We start from the raw sequence: 15,117 nt of genomic DNA on the forward strand, positions 1-15,117 counted from the left end.
TTCTGGTAATTCTTGATGTGTTGCGTGACGGTTCGGCGCCTTGCTTGTTTGTGGTCAAGAGGTTGTGTCGGACCGCGGACACGCTATTGTCGCGGCCCGGCGTTTCGCCGCGCGCCGGTGACGGCGGTGACTTCAAGCTCGCGGTCTTCATCTGAAGGGCTGTGGGAGAGCAGGCTTCCGGGACGTTCATGCCTCATAAGGTTCGAATCGCGCTTGACGCCATGGGGGGCGATGTCGGCGCATCGGTGGTCATTCCCGGCGCCGCGATCTCGTTGAGCCGTCATCCCGACAGCGAATTTCTGCTGGTCGGAGACCGGGCCCTGATCGAGCCGGAGCTTGCGAAACATCCTGCGCTGAAGGCGGTATCGAAGGTGATCCATACCGACGTCGCGGTGAAGAATGACGAGAAGCCGAGCCAGGCGCTGCGGCGGACCCGCAGGGCGTCGTCGATGTGGCTGGCGATCGATGCGGTGAAGCACGGCGAGGCCGATGTCGCGGTCTCCGCCGGCAACTCAGGCGCGCTGATGGCGATGGGCAGCATCAATCTGCGGACGTTGCCGGGCGTCGACCGCCCGGCGCTCGCTGCGGCGTGGCCGACGCTGCGCGGCGATTCGGTGGTGCTCGATCTCGGAGCCTCGATCGGCGGCGACGCCCGCCATCTGGCGACGCTCGCGGTGATGGGCAGCGCGATGGCGAGCGTGCTGTTCAACCTCGAACGGCCGACCGTCGGCCTGCTCAATATCGGGTCCGAGGAGATCAAGGGTCACGGGGAAATCCGCGAGGCCGCCGAGATGCTGCGCGCGATGCACGCGCCCCAGTTCAACTATATCGGCTTTGTCGAGGGCGATGCGATCGGCAAGGGGCTCGCCGACGTGATCGTGTCGGAAGGCTTCAGCGGCAATATCGCGCTCAAGGCCGCCGAGGGAACCGCGCGCCAGATGTTCACGCTATTGCGCGAGGCGATGTCGTCGAGCTGGCTGGCGCGGATCGGCTATCTGTTTGCCCGCGGCGCGTTCCAGAAGCTGCGCGACAAGCTCGATCCCAACAAGTCGAATGGCGGCCTGCTGCTCGGCCTGAACGGCGTGGTGGTCAAGAGCCATGGCGGTATCAACGCGGAAGGCTTTGCCTATGCGGTGGATGTTGGCTATGAGATGGCCCACTACGATCTCCTCACCAAGATCAATCAGATGCTCAACCGCGATGGCGGCGCCCTGGTAAAGGCGCAGACCGCGCAGGAGGCTGTCTCGTGACTGCGATACGTTCGGTAGTGCTCGGCTGCGGCTCATATTTGCCGGAGCGGGTTTTGACCAATGCCGAACTGGCGAGCCGAATCGACACGTCCGATGACTGGATCGTGCAGCGCACCGGCATCAGCGAGCGGCACATCGCCGCCGATGACGAGTTCACCTCGCATCTCGCGATCAACGCGGCGCGCGCCGCGCTCGCCGATGCCAAGATCGACGCCCAGTCGATCGACCTGATCGTGCTGGCGACCTCGACGCCCGACAACACGTTTCCGGCGACCGCGGTCGCGGTCCAGCACGCGCTCGGCATCAACCACGGCGTCGCGTTTGATCTGCAGGCGGTGTGCTCCGGCTTCGTCTTTGCGCTGACCACCGCGGACAATTTCCTGCGCGCCGGGGCCCACAAGCGGGCCCTAGTGATCGGCGCCGAAACCTTCTCGCGTATCCTCGACTGGAACGACCGCGGTACCTGCGTGCTGTTCGGCGATGGCGCCGGCGCGGTGGTGCTGGAAGCGCAGCAGCATTCCGGCACGACGGACGATCCCGGCGTGCTGACGACGCATCTGCGCTCGGACGGACGTCACAAGTCGAAGTTGTTCGTCGATGGCGGTCCCGGCTCGACCAGGACAGTAGGCCATCTTCGGATGGAGGGCCGCGAGGTATTCAAGCACGCCGTCGGCATGATCACCGATGTGATCGTCGATGCGTTCAATGCCACCGGCTTTACCGCCGACGACATCAACTGGTTCATTCCGCACCAGGCCAACAAGCGAATCATCGATGCCTCGGCCCACAAGCTGCATATTGCGCCGCAGAAGGTGGTCTTGACAGTCGACAAGCACGGCAACACCTCGGCGGCCTCGATCCCGCTCGCGCTATCGGTTGCCGTGAGGGACGGACGCGTCAAGAAGGGCGATCTGGTGCTGTTCGAGGCGATGGGCGGCGGCTTCACCTGGGGTTCGGCGCTCGTGCGCTGGTAGCGCATCGGCAAAGAGTATCGGCAGGTTGCCGGCATCTTTCCAGCGCCCGGATGCTGGTCGCTGTTGACCATTGCGCGCTAAGCTTTTAATTTCAGTCAAGAAATTGTTCGCCGAGAGTGCGGGGCAGGCGATGACCACGGGAACCGGAAAAACAGTGACGCGCGTCGATTTGTGTGAGGCGGTCTACCAAAAGGTAGGTCTGTCGCGCACGGAATCGTCGGCGTTTGTCGAGTTGGTGCTGAAGGAGATCACCGATTGCCTGGAAAAGGGCGAGACGGTGAAGCTGTCCTCATTCGGCTCCTTCATGGTGCGCAAGAAGGGCCAGCGTATCGGGCGCAATCCAAAGACCGGCACCGAGGTGCCGATCTCACCGCGGCGGGTGATGGTGTTCAAGCCGTCGGCGATCCTGAAGCAGCGGATCAATGGCCATGCCATCACCAATGGCGACGGCAGCAAGGCCGACTAGGGCGTTTTCAAGCGAAGTGGGTACCCGGTTCGCGTGAAGAAGACGCGCCAAAACCAGAATCCGGAGCCCCGTTTCGATCGGAACGGAAAGGGCTCCAGGCATTGAAGCCAGAGGAGCGGGCATTTGGACAAGGCGCCGGATGCGTTCCGTACCATCAGCGAAGTCGCAGATGAGCTCGATATTCCCCAGCATGTGCTGAGATTCTGGGAAACGCGCTTCGCGCAGATCAAGCCGATGAAGCGCAGCGGCGGACGCCGCTATTATCGCCCCGACGACGTCGACCTGCTCAAGGGCATCCGCCGGCTGCTCTACGGCGAGGGCTACACCATCCGCGGCGTGCAGCGGATCCTGAAAGAGCACGGCATCAAGTCGGTGCAGGGCATCGCCGACCAGACCGCCGCCGTCTCGTTCGGCGCGGTCGAGGAGGCGGTCGGCAACAGCATGGCCGAGCCCGACGATCTCGAGAGCAATGACGGCCTCGATTTCGACGGCGAGGAGGGCGACGGCGACGAGGGGGGAATCGACTACCGATTCGTCGATCCCGACGTGGATCCGATCCTGTCGACCTACAAGGCGCACGCCCACCCGGGCAAGGCGTCGGCTACGCCGCCGGTGCGCCCGACCGTTCCGCCAGTCGATCGGGAGCGGCTCGAACGCGCGCTGCAGGAGCTGGTCGCCTGCCGGCAACTGATCGACGCGGCGATGAAGGACGGCTGAGCCAAGGAAGCTGCCATGGGAACCGGGGCCGGATTGCAGCCCTTAAAGGGCCTGCTCCGCCTTGCGCGAACGCAGGATCGCAGCTAATGGAACGGCATCGGAGCGTGGCGCAGCCCGGTTAGCGCACTAGTCTGGGAGACTAGGGGTCGGAGGTTCAAATCCTCTCGCTCCGACCATTTTTCAAAGCATGCGATGTTTGAGAGCATTCGGGCGTTGTTTACGCCCAGATGCGGCCATCGTCAGGTCTCGAAATCCATCGCGGCGATCAGGCATGCCTTTTCCATGCGGTTGTTGAGCATCGCAAGCTTGGCCGTGAACTCGGCCAGTTCGGGCTCGCTGAATTCCTCGAACACGGTCTTCTTGAACGCCCTGTGCTGGTCGGCGAGGCCCGCCAGATGCTTTCGGGTCTTGTCGGTCAGCGACAGACGGACCACGCGCGCATCGGCCGGCGAGGACGCGCGGCGCAGCAGCTCCTTCTGCTCGAGCAGCTTGGACTGCGTGGTCACGAACGACGGATCGACATGCAGCAGCTTCGACACCACGTTGATGGGCACGCCGTCATCCTTGTCGAGGTCCGAGATCGCGATCAGGATCATCCATTGCGGACCGCTGACGCCAAGCGCCTTGCCCCAGAGCTGGCGGACCCGTTCGAGATGCGAGTTGATGGACGAGATCTCGAGCGTAAAGCGTTTGATGATGTCGAGATTCTCGATGGCGCGCAGGCGCGCCTGATCCTTCCTGGTCACTGACACAGCTTCCCCTTCCCTAGGTGCCGACTCAGCTTTGTGCTGATTTATTTCTTGATTCCCGCGTCGGCGGACTTTTTTTCTAGTAAGTCGCTCAGGAAGGCAAGTGAACGTAAAGCAATTATGATGCGTATGTGACGGTTCGGCTATTTGGGGTGCGACAAATTTGCCCATGCAGGTAAGGGGCTTAAGTCGAGCGTTGCCGGCGAGACACAGTGTGGCCGCATTCGCATTCCTGACTTTATAAACTATTTTGAATGGGCAACTCGCCCATGCATATTGAACCCGGCGGTAGGGGAATCTCGATCGTCCCGTTGCGGTGATCGTTCAAGTCCGTCGCACACCACAGATAGATCTGAGGGTGCGAGGTTTGGGGAAAGCGGTCTTGGACAATGCGGGAGGATCACGGGGCGCTCGCGACCCGGACTCTACGCATATGAGCAACTTGGAGGTTTGATATGAAATTGGCGAAGAGCCTTATTCTGGGCTCGGCCGCTGCGCTGGTCGCGGTCGGCGGGGCACAGGCGGCCGATCTTCCCGTTAAGGCCAAAGCGGTCGAATACGTGAAGGTTTGCTCGCTTTATGGTCCGGGCTTCTACTACATCCCCGGCACCGACACCTGCATCAAGCTCGGCGGCTACGTGCGCGCTGACTTGGTCATCAACGGCAACAGCGTCTACGGCCCGAACTACAACGGTGCCAGCGGCGCCAACAACCGCTTCACGAACGGCTACACTTGGCGTTCGCGTGAAGACCTGAACATCGATACGCGCACCGCGACCGAGTACGGCGTGGTCCGCACCTACTTCGATGCGGTGTTCACCTGGACCTCGGACAGCTACGGTGCGGGCGCCGCCGCCGGTTCGACGATCTATTCGCCGATCGGCACGGCCTCTGCGCCGAACAACGCTGGTTCCGGCAACGTTGCCGCCGGTACGGTCGGCGTCTACTACGCCTTCATCCAGTTCGCCGGCTTCACCATGGGTAAGGCGGTCTCGCAGTTCGCTGCTCCCTGGAACGGTTATCCGGGCAACAACTACGACGGCCTCGTCGGTGGCGTGAACACCACCAACGGCGTGAACCAGTTCACCTACACTGCGCAGTTCGGCAACGGCGTCTCGCTGGCTTTGTCGGCGCAGGATCAGGTGCAGTACTCGCAGGCTGGCGTGAACAACCTCGGCGCTGGTGGTGCCTATGGCTCGAACGACACCGCCGGCACGATCGCGCCGGACTTCATCGCCGCGCTGAAGGTCGACCAGGCTTGGGGTGTTTTCCAGGCGTCGATCGCGGCGCATGACAACCACGCAGCCTACTACGGCGGCACCGAGTTGACTGGTCATCCCGACGACAAGTGGGGCTGGGCTGGTGCACTGGCCCTGTCGATCAAGAACATCCCGACCGGACCCGGCGACACCATCAACATCCAGGGCGTCTACACGGACGGTGCTACCCGCTACAACATCCAGGATCTGGCCAGCCAGGCCGGCTCGATCGCGATCTACAGCGGTTCGAACCTCCCGGGTGCGTATGGCAGCGTCGGCTTCGGCACTGCGCCTGACACGGTGTTCGGCCCCGGCGGCCAGCAGCAAAGCATCAAGACCTGGGGTATGCGCGGTGCGTACACCCACAACTGGGATCCCTATTGGAACACCAGCATCTACGGTGCTTACGCTGCGATCTCGTACAACGACACGTCCAAGGCTCTCATCTGCGGCGTTGGCGGCGTGGGTGGTACCTTCCGTGCTGCGTTCGCCGGTGGCGCTGGCGTAACCAACTGCAACCCCGACTACAACATCGCGCAGATCGGTGTGATCACGCGGTGGACCCCGGTCAAGAACCTGACCTTCTCGGCCGACGTGACCTACTCGCATCTCGATCAGAAGTATTCGGGCGTTATCACGACGTCCGCTGCCTCGGTCGGCAAGCCTGCGGCGATCTACGAGCTGAAGGATCAGGACACCGTCCAGATGCTCCTCCGCGCTCAGCGCAACTGGTAATACCGGTTGATCTGATCACGATCCTACAGAACCCCGGCAGGCAACTGCCGGGGTTTTTCTTTTGGCGAGAGATCAGCAGACGAAGGTGGGCTGCGTCATTTCGGTCCAGGCGAACAACGAAGACGTGCCATGCGATTCATTCGCGGCAAATTTATTTACTTACCTGATCTACTAAACTATATACGTGGCGGCCAACACATAGAATGATGGCTCTTAGCCCATGCTAAGCCTCCCAAACCTCCGGCAATGCCCTGCCGGAGGTTTTTGATTCAAGCGCGGACGATCGTGACGCGCGCGGCCATCGCAACAACTGCTCGCAGGCCGGGCTGACAACGTCTCGCCGATTCGACGTCGTCAAGATTTGACGGAATCGATCCGCAGTGCATTCTCGTCATTCATGGGACGCTTCAAGAACAGCCGCCTCGCTCGGATGAGCAGCGGCCATTACTGCTTGATCCGGGATCTCGGGCTGGTGAAGGGCGGCAAGGGGTTGCGGCACCATGAGGTGGTCATCGACTTCTCGTGGCGCGGCTTGCTCAAGCTTGTCTTGAGCGCTGCCGCCGGCGTTCTGCGGCGGCGCGCGCCCGTGCAGATCGAGACAGCCGAATAGCGCGGAGCGATCCCGCGCTCCGACCCGGCGTTCACGCGGTTCGCGGACAAGCGTTCGAGATCGAGCGAGATCATCCCGGCATCCGAGAGCGCGCATGCGATGACGATGTGTTGTGCCACGCTTCTGCGCTTGTCTGACCTGATCAGTGTGAGTTGTCGGCACAGGCGCCGTCGCGCGGCTTCGGCGGTGTGACCTCGGCGACAGCGGCCGCAGCGGCAATGCCGGCCGCGATCGCCATAAGCGTCGTTGCGACCAATCTGTTCAGGGTCTGCATGATCGTTGTCTCCGCTTGTCGATATTGGATTGTTCGCTACGCGGAATGATTTCGTTACAGCGCCGGCTGCCTTGATCTGCTGCTGACGGCACACTTGCGCGTGAAGGGCAGGCGCCGTTGCTGCGCGACAATTCGGTGATGTAGAGTGCCGCAGCCAAGCGGCCGGGACTGCGATCCGCCGTCCTGCCGAAACCAAGAACAAGCAGGGCAAGAAGAACCAAGGAAGGAACGGATCTCACATGAAGGACTTTGCCGGAAAGATTGCCGTCATCACCGGTGGCGGCACGGGCATGGGGCGGGAGCTGGCGCGGCAGCTCGTTGCCGAGGGATGCAACGTCGCGATGTGCGACGTCTCGGCCGAGGCGATGGCCGAGACCAAGCGGCTCTGCGAGGTCGAGAAGCTGCCGCAGGGCCTGCGCATCACCACCCACATTGCCGACGTCTCGATCGAGGATCACTACAAGCGTTTTCGCGATGAGCTGATCGAGCAGCAGGCGACCGACAAGATCCATTTGCTGTTCAACAACGCCGGCATCGGCGGTGGCGGCAGCCTGTTCACCAACACGCGCGAGCAGTGGGAGCGCACCTTCAACATCTGCTGGGGCGGCGTCTATCTCGGCGTTCGCACCTTCCTGCCGCTGCTGGTGAAGGCCGACGAGGCGCACATCGTCAACACCTCGAGCGTCAATGGCTTCTGGGCGTCGGTCGGCATGGGCGTGTCGCACACCGCCTACAGCGCGGCGAAGTTCGCGGTGAAGGGATTCACCGAGGCGATGATCAACGATCTCCGGCTCAACGCGCCGCACGTCAAATGCTCGGTCGTGATGCCTGGCCACATCGGCACCTCGATCGTGTCGAACTCGCGCAAAGTGCAGAATGGCGCCGACCAGCTCAATCCCGACGAGCTCAGGCAGGCCCGCCAGCGTCTGCAAGGGCAGGGCATCGACGTCGCCAAGATGTCGGATGCCGACATCCAGGAGCTCGCGCTCGACCGTGCGCGCATCTTCCACGACGAGGCACCGACCACGGCCGCCGCCGCCGCCAAGATCATCCTCGACGGCGTGAAGGCCGATCGCTGGCGCATCCTGGTCGGTGACGATGCGCATCTGCTCGACGAGCGCGTGCGCAAGACCCCGGAGCAGGCCTACACGCCGGAGTTCTACCAAGGCATCGTGGAAGCGACCGGCTGGAAGGTCGGGTGATTGCAGAAGACCCGTCACCCCCGCGCAAAGGCAAAGCCTTTGCGCGGGGATGACGGGATAAGCGCTTCCGTCTTGCGGTCAGACTACCCGCGCATCGCGCGCTGGCGTGATCCTGCCTGATACGCAAGGCGGTAATGCCCCGAACAATAGGGCATGCCGCCGAGCGGCGTGTTGCCGCAAAAGCAGAAATCATCTGCGCCCGGCGTGCTGATCGGCCAGCGGCAACGCTGCTCGCTCAGCTCGAACAGCGAGCAGTTGTTGGCGCTGACGATCGGCGCATCGTCGGGCACTTGTTCGTAGACCGCCTGAAGCAACCGGAGCTGCTGCTTCGCGGTCGCCCGTTGCGCGGCGTGGGCGCTGGATTTCTTCCGCCGGGCGCGGCGTTCGTCCGGCGTCGTGCGCGTGAGGTTCAGGCGCGACAGCTTGCCGATCACGGCATTGCGGCTGACGCCGATATTCACGGCGATGTCGCGGCAGGAGAGACCGGCTTCAAAGTAGATCTTGAGTTGGTCGACGCGCTCCGGCGTCCAGGTCGGCTCGATGGTAATCATTTTGACGGTTCCACGTTCTGTTGAACCGCCGCGCCGACGCACACGCCGTCAGGGCGTGCGTCCGTTGTCGCGGATTGCAAGCAACCCGTCCTTGATGGCGAGCCGAATGCCTTCCTCGATCAATGTCCGTGCGACGCCCGGGACGCTCGTGCCGTGGGTGCCCTGTCTCACCAGCTTCTCGAGGTAGCCTATGGTCGAGAGCGCCAATGTGACCGGGACGCGGTCGGTTTCGGCCTTTTCTGTAGCCATGAGAAAACGCTTAACCCTGAACGCAGGTACTTAAAAGTATCTATTTAGAGTCTATTTAGAAATATGACGGTCCGTCAAGCCACGAGCTGCGAAACTGGACGCGCACGCTCGCGCGCGCCGGAAGCTGGTTTCGGCGCGGCGCTGCGGTCAAATTAGCTAGACGAATGAGGGTGTTAGGATCGTAACTCGACCTTGACCGGGAACTTCTTGAGAAGCCGCTCAGCCGTTTCGGCCTTGTCCGCAGGCGCGCTCACGCTCAGGTACAGTCCGCGGGACGGGGCGGTGATGGCCTCGACACTGACCTCACCGGACAAGCCTTCTCGAGCCAGCAGCTCGCGCGCGGCCTCGCCGGCGGCGATCTCGCGCAGCTTCGGCTTGAAGATCTTGCCGACCGGCGTGACCGGCATTTCCGGGATCACCGACACCACGCGCGGGCGCGCCGGCGGCTCCAGGATGTTGTCCTGCACGAAGGCGGCGAGCGCGTTCGGGTCGATATGGGCGCCGGGCTGCGCCGAGACGAACAGCATCGGCACTTCACCGGCATAGGTGTCGGGACGCCCGACGGCCGCGGCCAGCGCCACGCCCGGAAACGCCAGCGCGGCATCCTCGATCGCCCGCGGGTCGATGTTGTGGCCGCCACGGATGATGACGTCCTTGGCGCGGCCCAGGATGTAGACGAAGCCGTCGGCGTCGATCCGGCAGATGTCGCCGGTGCGCAGCCAGCCGTCGCGGAACGCCTCTTCGGTCTGCTTCTTGTCGACGTAACCGGCGAACACCTGCGGACCCCTGGTCAGGAGCTCACCGACCGGCGAGGGCCACGGCCCGGTGTGCAAATTGCCGCCGTCGAGGATCGCGAGCTCGACGAGCGGATTGCGGGTGCCGACGCTCTCGGCGCGCGGCTTCACGCCGTGCACGTCGTGCGTGATGGCGCCGGCGAGCTCGGTCATGCCGTAGAGCTGCTGGATGCAGGCACCGCCCCAGGTCGCGAGATAACGCCGCTCGATCTCCGGCGGGCAGATCGAGGCGCCGGTGGCGGTGACACGGAGGGTCGAGATGTCGCTGTCCGCGACCGGGATGTCGGCCAGCGCTCCGAGTGTGGTCGGCACGTTGCCGGAGATGTTGACGCGGTATTTCTCGACGATCTTCCAGAAATGCGTGATCAGGGATGGATCGCGTGCGCCGGCCGGGCCGGGGATGAAAATCGTCGTGCCGGCGGAAAGGCAATTGGCCGTCGTGCAGAACAGGCCGCCGACATGGAACAGCGGCATCGTGATCATCGCGCGCTCGCCGCGATGGAAGTCGAGTGCCATGCGTGAGGACACGGTGGAGGCGACCATCGCGCGGTTGGTGAGCCGCGCCACCTTGGGATGACCTGTCGTGCCGCCGGTCGGCAGCATCACCGCGACACGGTCGGCCTCGCTCTTATCCTTGGACTTGCCGTAGTCGTCGCGCCACGCAGGATCGGGCCGCAGCACCTCGCCGTCGAACGCGATGCTGCCGTCGAGCGGCACGATCACGATGCGCTGCAGCGACGGCACCTCGCGCTGCAAGCCTTCGACTCTTTCATAGAGCCCGCCCGGCATGCCTGGCGGCGGCGCCAGCAACAGTTTTGCCTTGATGGCGTTGAGCTGCGCGACAATCGCCTCGCGTGTGAACAGCAAATTGAGCGGCTCGGCGACACCGCAGGCGGCCGCGCCGAAGATCGCGACCACGGTCGCGGGGCAGGCCGGGAGCAGGACGGCGACCGCGTCGTCCTTGCCGATGCCGTGCTTACGGAAATAGTTTTCGGCCGCCTTGATGCAGCCCATCAGATGATCGTTGGAGATCACGACCGGGTTGGGATCGAGCGGCGAGCGCAGATAGATCGCGGCTTCGGCGTCCGGCGCGCCCTGCGGACCACGGGCAATGAGATCGAGGATGCGTGGGCAGGCGGCGAGCGTCTCCTGCATCTCCTTGTCGCGCGCAGCCTCGTCGGCCGGCGAAAGCCTGTCCTTCAGCATATCCGTCCCCGTCCATTTTTGTTCGTTGGGACGGGGATTGTATCGAGCCGCGCTTGCGGAACACAAGTGCGGCCTATCGACCGGCCGTCAGCCGTGAACGACCGATTTGGCGATCATGCAGTGAATGCCCTTGGAGCCGTTGACCGTCTGCGTGACGCGCAGGTCGGCGGCCAGGCTGCACAGCGTATAGGCGTCCTCGCGCGACAGATTGCGCTTCTCGCCGAGCAGCACGATCATGTCGCGCAGCGCCCGTACCACGCACTGGTCGAGATCGGGATCCATCGCCATGGTCATGTAATGGTCAGCGGTCTCGGCACGCGGATGAGCGAGCCTGAGGTCCTTGCGCAGGGTCAGGCGGAAGCGGCCGGTGAGCGCGGTCTCGATCGCGGTGACGCAGACCTCGCCGTCGCCCTGCACCCCATGGCCGTCGCCGCAGGAGAACAGCGCGCCCGGCACGAACACCGGCAGATACAGCTTGGCGCCGGCCCCGAGCTCCTTGTTGTCGAGATTGCCGCCCATCGCGCGCGGGATCAGCGAGGAGATGCGGCCCCAGGCCGGCGGCGGCGACACGCCCATCACGCCGAAGAACGGCTTCAGCGGCAGGTCGAGCCCCCACGGCATGCGGCCGACCATGCGCGCGCGATCGAGCGGGATGTTGAGGATGCGGGTCTCGTGGAAGTCGTCGGGCAGGGTGCCGGACAGCGGCTTGATCAGATTGTAGCCCCAGTCCTGGCGGAGCTGGACGTCGAGAATATCGACCTCAAGCACGTCGCCGGGCTCGGCGCCACTGACGGCGATCGGGCCGGTCAGGATGTGCCCGGGCACCATCCGCTCGCACTTCGCATGGATGTCGTCGAGCTCCGGCGGCACGACGAACTTGCCGCGGTCGGGCACCACGTCGGGGCCGCCGCTGACGGTCTCGATCGTGACCTCGTCGCCGCTCGCAATGGTCAGGACCGGTTTCAGCTTTGCTTCGAAGAAGCCCCAATGGCAGGTTTCGGCGCTGGATTTCAGATGATGATGGGTCATGTGACGGCTTTTGATTGCACTCCGGGCAGCGTATGACGCTGTAGCAGAACTTCGCAGAGGCTTCGCTTGTTTTTTGTGCTCTCCAAGACGCTCGGCATCATACTGCTGCCGATCAATTTCCTGATCGGTATCGGCGTGATCGGTGCCGTTCTGCTGCTGACGCGGTTTGCCCGGCTCGGCCGCAGGTTGATGGTGGCGTCAGCGCTGCTGCTCGCGATCTGCGGCTTCTCGCCGCTCGGCAATGTCCTGATCTCCGTCCTGGAGCAGCGCTTCCCGCCATGGGACGCTTCGCGCGGCGCGCCCGACGGCATCATCGTGCTCGGCGGCTCGATCGATGCCGATCTGTCGGTCGCGCATGGCACGCCGGTGGTGCGCACTGCGGCGGATCGCGTCATCGCGGCGGCGGCGCTCGCGCGCAGATATCCGAACGCGCGCCTCGTGTTCACCGGCGGCAGCGCGAACCTGATCTCGAACGACGCGCGCGAAGCCGACTACGCCGCCGAGATGTTCGAGAGCCTCGGCATTGCCAAGTCGCGATTGACCATCGAGCGCCGCTCGCGCAACACGGTGGAGAACGCTGAGTTCTCCAAGGCGCTGGTTGATCCCAAGCCGGGTGAGCGCTGGCTGCTCGTGACGTCGGCCTATCACATGCCGCGGTCGGTCGGGCTGTTCCGCAAGGCGGGCTTCAATGTCGAGGCCTATCCGGTCGACTGGCGCGTCGGCAACGTCATGAGCTTTGCAACGCTTGCGATCGACGGCCTGTCGCGCACCGATCTCGGCACACGGGAGTGGATCGGGCTGGTTGCCTATCATCTCGCGGGCAAGACCGACGATCTGCTGCCGGGACCGGCCGCACGTTGAGCCGCACCACGAGCTTGTCGCTTCCTTCGGCCAATCCGGCTAACATCAAATCAACAGGCGGCGCCAAGCCGCCGATCACGGGAGTTTTCGCCATGCAACAGCAGACACCGCCGGAACAGTTCGACCTCTCGGCAATCGTGGCCGACCTGAACAACCTGCTGCGGCTGAAGACCATGGTCATCGGCATCAAGATGTTCGCGCGCGTCGAGGAGATGGAGGCGATCCCGAAGATCCGCCGCCCGTCGGCGGTCCACACCACGGACCAGATCGTCAGCATGGCCTCGCGGCTTGGCTGGACCGTCGGCATCACCGGCGATGATCTGGTCGGCGCGCAATGCCGCGCGGTGATCGGGCTCGCGCCGCAGGACGAGAAGTGGCTGGCCGGCGAGAACTATGTCGGCGTCTGGCACGGCACGGCCGAAGACGCGCGCAAGCGCCAGGAGGCGCTCGACGTGGTGCCTTACGGTCAGTACCAGGCAATGGCGGTGAGCCCGCTGACCAGCGGACGTCTCAATCCGCCCGACATCTGCCTCGTCTATGCGACGCCGGGACAGATGATCATCCTGATCAACGGGCTGCAGTATACCGGCTACAAGAAGTTCGAGTGGGGCGTGGTCGGCGAAACCGCGTGCGCGGACTCCTGGGGCCGGGCGCTGAAGACCGGTGAGCCGAGCCTGTCACTGCCGTGCTTTGCCGAGCGCCGCTATGGCGGCGTGCCCGACGAGGAGATGCTAATGGCGCTGCCGCCGGCCTATCTGGTGAAGGCGATCGCGGGGATGAAGCAGCTCGCCAAGAACGGCCTGCGCTACCCGATCGCACCCTATGGTATCCAGGCCGACGTCCGCGCCGGCATGGGCGTGTCCTACAAGAAGTAGCTGCATCCTGCGTCATTGCGAGGAGTGAAGCGACGAAGCAATCCATCGTACCGCGCGGTGATTATGGATTGCTTCGCTTCGCTCGCAATGACAAAACGGGGCAAATTTGCCTCTGGGAGCCCGATCCATGTCCTCGTCGAAACTCGACATCGTCGTCTATGGCGCAACCGGCTTCACCGGCCAGCTCGTCGCCGAATATCTCGCGGCGCATTATCGCGACGGCAGCCTGAAATGGGCGATGGCCGGGCGCAGCAAGGACAAGCTCGCGTCGGTTCGTGACGCGATCGGCGCGCCCGCCGACACGCCGCTGATCGTTGCCGATGCCAGCGACGCCGCATCGCTGAAGGCGATGCTGGCGCAGACCAAGTCTGTGATCTCGACGGTCGGTCCGTATCAGCTCTATGGCAATGAGCTGATCGCGGCCTGCGTGGACAGCGGCACGGACTATTTCGATCTCTGCGGCGAGCCGGTCTGGATGCGGCAGATGATCGACAAGCACGAAGCGGCCGCAAAGGCCAGCGGTGCGCGTATCGTGTTCTCCTGCGGCTTCGACTCGGTGCCGTTCGAGCTCGGCGCCTTCTTCGTCCAGGAGGAAGCCAAGCGGGTGTTCGGTGCGCCGGCGCAGCGCGTCAAGGGCCGCGTGCGCGACATGCGCGGCACGCTGTCCGGCGGCACGGCCGCGAGCGCCAAGGCAACCTTCGATGCCGTCGCCAAGGATCTGAGCCTGGTTGCGATCCTCAACAACCCGTTTGCATTGACGCCGGGTTTCGAGGGCCCGAAGCAGCCGCGCGGCAGCAAGCCGGCCTATGAGGACGACCTGCACTCATGGGCCGCGCCGTTCATGATGGCGCTGATCAACACGCGCAACGTCCATCGCTCCAACATGCTGATGGGCTTTCCCTACGGCAAGGAATTCATCTACGACGAGATGGTCCTGACCGGTCCCGGCGAGAAGGGCGAGGCCAACGCCAAGCGGGTGATGGCGCTGAATTCGGAGAAGACCGGTCCCAGCGCGCCGAAGCCGGGCGAGGGACCGTCGAAGGAGGAGCGCGAGAACGGCCGCTACGATCTGCTCTATCTCGCGGTCGCGCCCGACGGCCGCATGGTCCGCGCCGGCATCAAAGGTGATCGCGACCCCGGCTACGGTTCGACCTCGAAGATGATCTCGGAATGCGCGATCTGCCTGTTGCGCGATACGCCCGACGTCGCCGCCGGCTTCTGGACGCCGGGAGCGGCGATGCAGCACAAGCTGATCAAGCGCCTGGTCGATCACGCCGGGCTGACGTTTGAGGTCGAGAAGTAAGTTGCGCAGCCGC

At 63.9% G+C, this 15,117-nt stretch carries 16 protein-coding genes and 1 tRNA gene; 10 read left to right on the forward strand and 7 right to left on the reverse strand.

All coding sequences use genetic code 11. From position 1 onward, the window contains the following. Nucleotides 1-188: 188 nt before the first annotated feature. From plsX to JQ573_RS27050, 5 genes are all read left to right on the forward strand, one after another. Nucleotides 189-1,250 carry a phosphate acyltransferase PlsX gene (gene plsX / locus JQ573_RS27030; RefSeq protein ID WP_212314988.1) on the forward strand — a complete coding sequence of 354 codons (1,062 nt, stop codon included), beginning with the start codon at nt 189-191 and terminating at the stop codon, nt 1,248-1,250. Further along, nucleotides 1,247-2,224, forward strand: coding sequence for a beta-ketoacyl-ACP synthase III (locus JQ573_RS27035; RefSeq protein ID WP_212314986.1), 978 nt, complete (start codon nt 1,247-1,249; stop codon nt 2,222-2,224). The genes plsX and JQ573_RS27035 overlap by 4 nt, the downstream gene beginning before the upstream one ends. Nucleotides 2,225-2,354: 130 nt before the next feature. Continuing rightward, nucleotides 2,355-2,690 carry an integration host factor subunit alpha gene (locus JQ573_RS27040; protein ID WP_212314984.1) on the forward strand — a complete coding sequence of 112 codons (336 nt, stop codon included), beginning with the start codon at nt 2,355-2,357 and terminating at the stop codon, nt 2,688-2,690. A gap of 123 nt (nt 2,691-2,813) precedes the next feature. Further along, nucleotides 2,814-3,407, forward strand: a complete 594-nt coding sequence (locus tag JQ573_RS27045) for a MerR family transcriptional regulator (RefSeq protein ID WP_212314981.1) — start codon at nt 2,814-2,816, stop codon at nt 3,405-3,407. 98 nt (nt 3,408-3,505) lie between these two features. Beyond that, nucleotides 3,506-3,583: transfer RNA gene (locus JQ573_RS27050), tRNA-Pro, on the forward strand. A 63-nt stretch (nt 3,584-3,646) separates the two neighbouring features. On the opposite strand, the gene JQ573_RS27055 is transcribed toward JQ573_RS27050, so the two are convergent. Beyond that, the gene (locus JQ573_RS27055; protein WP_212314979.1) at nt 3,647-4,159 is read right to left on the reverse strand and encodes a MarR family transcriptional regulator; all 513 of its coding nucleotides are present in this window, start codon (nt 4,157-4,159) and stop codon (nt 3,647-3,649) included. A gap of 452 nt (nt 4,160-4,611) precedes the next feature. On the opposite strand from JQ573_RS27055, the gene JQ573_RS27060 reads away from it, so the two are divergent. Then, on the forward strand, nt 4,612-6,150 hold the full coding sequence (locus JQ573_RS27060; protein ID WP_212314977.1) for a porin: 1,539 nt from the start codon (nt 4,612-4,614) through the stop codon (nt 6,148-6,150). 444 nt (nt 6,151-6,594) lie between these two features. On the opposite strand, the gene JQ573_RS40945 is transcribed toward JQ573_RS27060, so the two are convergent. Then, a complete protein-coding gene (locus JQ573_RS40945) occupies nt 6,595-6,834 on the reverse strand; it encodes a hypothetical protein (RefSeq protein ID WP_212314975.1) in 240 nt (79 codons plus the stop codon). A 68-nt stretch (nt 6,835-6,902) separates the two neighbouring features. After that, nucleotides 6,903-7,034, reverse strand: coding sequence for a hypothetical protein (locus JQ573_RS40680; RefSeq protein ID WP_283815120.1), 132 nt, complete (start codon nt 7,032-7,034; stop codon nt 6,903-6,905). Between the two features lie 239 nt (nt 7,035-7,273). Between JQ573_RS40680 and JQ573_RS27070 the strand changes: the two genes are divergently transcribed. Beyond that, a complete protein-coding gene (locus JQ573_RS27070) occupies nt 7,274-8,236 on the forward strand; it encodes an SDR family oxidoreductase (RefSeq protein ID WP_212314974.1) in 963 nt (320 codons plus the stop codon). Nucleotides 8,237-8,319: 83 nt separating this feature from the next. Here the strand turns inward: JQ573_RS27070 and JQ573_RS27075 are convergent, their stop codons facing one another. The 4 genes from JQ573_RS27075 to JQ573_RS27090 all read right to left on the reverse strand — a co-directional run bounded on the left by JQ573_RS27075 (nt 8,320) and on the right by JQ573_RS27090 (nt 12,065). Further along, nucleotides 8,320-8,787 carry a GcrA family cell cycle regulator gene (locus JQ573_RS27075; protein ID WP_212315477.1) on the reverse strand — a complete coding sequence of 156 codons (468 nt, stop codon included), beginning with the start codon at nt 8,785-8,787 and terminating at the stop codon, nt 8,320-8,322. Between the two features lie 48 nt (nt 8,788-8,835). Then, nucleotides 8,836-9,036 carry a hypothetical protein gene (locus JQ573_RS27080; RefSeq protein ID WP_016844973.1) on the reverse strand — a complete coding sequence of 67 codons (201 nt, stop codon included), beginning with the start codon at nt 9,034-9,036 and terminating at the stop codon, nt 8,836-8,838. A 173-nt stretch (nt 9,037-9,209) separates the two neighbouring features. Beyond that, nucleotides 9,210-11,036: an AMP-binding protein gene (locus tag JQ573_RS27085; protein WP_212314973.1), complete on the reverse strand. Its 1,827-nt coding sequence runs from the start codon at nt 11,034-11,036 to the stop codon at nt 9,210-9,212. Between the two features lie 87 nt (nt 11,037-11,123). Beyond that, nucleotides 11,124-12,065 (reverse strand): acetamidase/formamidase family protein, encoded by a 942-nt coding sequence (locus JQ573_RS27090; RefSeq protein WP_212314971.1) that lies wholly within the window; start codon nt 12,063-12,065, stop codon nt 11,124-11,126. A gap of 66 nt (nt 12,066-12,131) precedes the next feature. Between JQ573_RS27090 and JQ573_RS27095 the strand changes: the two genes are divergently transcribed. The 3 genes from JQ573_RS27095 to JQ573_RS27105 all read left to right on the forward strand — a co-directional run bounded on the left by JQ573_RS27095 (nt 12,132) and on the right by JQ573_RS27105 (nt 15,104). Beyond that, nucleotides 12,132-12,926 (forward strand): YdcF family protein, encoded by a 795-nt coding sequence (locus JQ573_RS27095; protein ID WP_212314969.1) that lies wholly within the window; start codon nt 12,132-12,134, stop codon nt 12,924-12,926. A gap of 92 nt (nt 12,927-13,018) precedes the next feature. Continuing rightward, the gene (locus JQ573_RS27100) at nt 13,019-13,801 is read left to right on the forward strand and encodes a DUF169 domain-containing protein (protein ID WP_212314967.1); all 783 of its coding nucleotides are present in this window, start codon (nt 13,019-13,021) and stop codon (nt 13,799-13,801) included. A gap of 127 nt (nt 13,802-13,928) precedes the next feature. Further along, on the forward strand, nt 13,929-15,104 hold the full coding sequence (locus tag JQ573_RS27105; protein ID WP_212314965.1) for a trans-acting enoyl reductase family protein: 1,176 nt from the start codon (nt 13,929-13,931) through the stop codon (nt 15,102-15,104). Nucleotides 15,105-15,117 lie beyond the last annotated feature (13 nt).

The organism is Bradyrhizobium sp. AUGA SZCCT0105 (assembly GCF_018129565.1).
Classification (GTDB): domain Bacteria; phylum Pseudomonadota; class Alphaproteobacteria; order Rhizobiales; family Xanthobacteraceae; genus Bradyrhizobium.